The organism is Bradyrhizobium sp. PRIMUS42 (assembly GCF_023006515.1).
Taxonomy (GTDB): Bacteria; Pseudomonadota; Alphaproteobacteria; order Rhizobiales; family Xanthobacteraceae; genus Bradyrhizobium.
The window spans coordinates 1-2,516 of record NZ_JALBGZ010000830.1; the positions used below are offsets into that span (position 1 = coordinate 1).

General features: G+C 62.5%; 3 protein-coding genes and 1 pseudogene. All 4 read left to right on the plus strand.

Annotated features, from left to right (window positions below; genetic code table 11):
- On the plus strand, window positions 1-437 hold a 437-nt coding region (locus tag MOV75_RS34295; RefSeq protein ID WP_247007555.1), incomplete at its 5' end, for a flagellar hook-length control protein FliK.
- Between the two features lie 12 nt (window positions 438-449).
- Window positions 450-1,157 carry a flagellar hook assembly protein FlgD gene (locus tag MOV75_RS34300; RefSeq protein ID WP_246931952.1) on the plus strand — a complete coding sequence of 236 codons (708 nt, stop codon included), beginning with the start codon at window positions 450-452 and terminating at the stop codon, window positions 1,155-1,157.
- Between the two features lie 401 nt (window positions 1,158-1,558).
- Complete coding sequence (locus MOV75_RS34305) at window positions 1,559-1,834, plus strand: DUF1153 domain-containing protein (protein WP_002714638.1); 276 nt, start codon at window positions 1,559-1,561, stop codon at window positions 1,832-1,834.
- Window positions 1,835-2,027: 193 nt separating this feature from the next.
- Window positions 2,028-2,516 (plus strand): annotated as a pseudogene (locus MOV75_RS34310) (flagellar M-ring protein FliF); the annotation flags it as partial.

The window sequence follows — 2,516 nt, forward strand, 5'->3', positions numbered from 1 at the left end:
CCGCGACGGCGGTGCCGATCAATGGCGTGCCGGTCGAGATCGCGGCCGCCATCCGATCCGGCAAGTCCCGCTTCGACATCAGCCTCGATCCGGCCGAGCTCGGCCGCATCGACGTGCGCATCAACGTCGACCGCGCCGGCAACGTCACCTCGCATCTCACCGTGGAGAAGCCGGAGACGCTGCAGATGCTGCGCCAGGACGCGCCGCAATTGCAGCGCGCGCTCGACGATGCCGGCCTCAAGACCGGCAGCAACGGGCTGTCCTTCAGCCTGCGCGACCAGAATTCATCGGGCCAGAACTCCGGCCAGAACAACGACAATGGCGGCAATGCCCGCCGGCTGATCATCAGCGAGGACGATACCGCTGCTGCCGCACCCGTCGGGCGCGGCTATGGCCGCATGTACGGGCCGAGCAGCGGCGTCGACATCAGAGTGTAGGGAGTATTCGACATGACCACCACGACTGGCGCCACCGCCCCTTCCGTCGTCTCCGGGACCACCGACCTCCCGAAATCCTCCTCGTCGAACTCGCTGGGCTCGACCACGGGATCGACGCTCGCCGGCAACTTCCAGACCTTCCTGACGCTGCTGACGACGCAGTTGCAGAACCAGAACCCGCTGGATCCGCTCGACACCAACCAGTTCACCCAGCAGCTGGTGCAGTTCGCCGGCGTCGAGCAGCAGCTCAAGACCAACGATGCGCTGTCCCAGCTCGTCACCCTGCAGCAGACCACGCAGGCGACCCAGGCGCTCGGCTTCGTCGGCAAGACCGCCCTGGTCGACGGCTCGACCGCGACCATGACGAAGTCGTCGGCGACCTGGCATCTCAACGTGCCCAGCGATTCCACGGTCGACATCACCGTCGCCAATGCCAGCGGCCAGACCGTGTTCACCGGCAAATACACCGCCGCCGCGGGCACCGACATTCCCTTCACCTGGAACGGCATGGGCAATGACGGCACGCAATGGCCCGACGGCAAGTACACGATCTCGGCAACGGGCAAGGATGTCGCTAACAACAATGTCGGCATCGCCGCCCAGGTGCAGGGCGTGGTGTCGTCGGTCGACCTGACCCAGTCGCCGCCGCTGCTCACCATCGACGGCGCCAGCTACACCCTGAGCCAGGTCAAGAGCATCATCGCGACAAGCAGCAATTAGGCCGGACACGAGCCATATATTCGGTGTCATCCCCGCGAAGGCGGGGATCCATAACCACAGGAAGAAATTTGACGAAGATTGGTGGTTAAGAAGTCATTCTCGGGACTGCTACCTGCATCCCATCGTTAGATCACGCGGTATGGATCCCGGGCTCGCGCTGCGCGCGCCCCGGGATGACAGTTAAGAGCTTCGCAGCGCCCGCGCGCTGGCTCTATTTGTTAGTAAAGTATTTACGAAGTCCCCCTCGACCGGCCCGGAAACACGTTCCGCCGGTCGACACGGCGGCGTTCCAGCCATTTTCAACGAGAATTGTATTGAAGCCTTAGGCTTAGCGGATTTTTAAGCCGCCGGGCGTAGGGTTAAGGGCGTGAGTTCAGTGGTTGAGAGTTTGTGAGTACGCCATGACAGAACCCCATCGCCCGAGGGTAAAATACGTCATCGGGCCGGACGGTAGTCCGTTGACGATCGCGGATCTGCCAGCACCCGGCACCAAACGCTGGGTCATCCGCCGCAAGGCCGAAGTCGTCGCCGCCGTTCGTGGTGGACTTCTTTCGCTCGAGGAGGCCTGCAGCCGTTATACCCTGACGGTCGACGAATTCCTCTCCTGGCAGTTTTCCATCGACCAGCATGGTCTGGCGGGTCTTCGCACCACCCGTATCCAGCAATATCGCCAGTAAGGCGATCCGGAAAACTGCGGCTTTTGACGAAAATCGGCCTCGCCCTGCGAGGCCGATTTTTTTCATATCGCTGTTTGGCGCTACTTTTGTCCGACCTCTTAACCTTCGTTAACCATATCGAAACCATCCCCTAGGCAATAATTGCCCAGTCGGCCTTTCCAGTGAAAGCGGCCGAATCTGTTGGGGCGGTTGCTTGCAAGGTCTTGCTGACTTTCTGAAGAGTATCGGCGCCGCCCGGTTCGGGGCGATGATCGCGGTCACCGCCGCGCTCGTCGGCTTTTTCGCGTTCGTCATCATGCGCGTCACCACGCCGCAGATGACGACGCTGTTCACCGACCTCAGCGTCGAGGACTCCTCCGGCATTATCAAGGACCTGGAACGCCAGGGCATCCAGTTCGAAATCCGCAATGAGGGCTCCATCATCATGGTGCCCAAGGACAAGGTCACCCGTCTCAGGATGAAGCTCGCCGAGGGCGGCCTGCCCAAGGGCGGCGGCGTCGGCTACGAGGTGTTCGACAAGTCGGACGCACTCGGCACCACCTCTTTCGTCCAGAACATCAATCACCTCCGCGCGCTGGAAGGCGAGCTCGCCCGCACCATCCGCGCCATCGACCGCATCCAGGCTGCCCGCGTCCATCTGGTGCTGCCCGAGCGCCCGCTGTTTGCGCGCGAGGCGCCGGAG

What these genes read in the sequence shown, in the direction of transcription:
- MOV75_RS34300 (WP_246931952.1), top strand. Translation starts at nt 450, where the DNA reads ATGACCACCACGACTGGCGCCACCGCCCCTTCCGTCGTCTCCGGGACC.
- MOV75_RS34305 (WP_002714638.1), top strand. Translation starts at nt 1,559, where the DNA reads ATGACAGAACCCCATCGCCCGAGGGTAAAATACGTCATCGGGCCGGAC.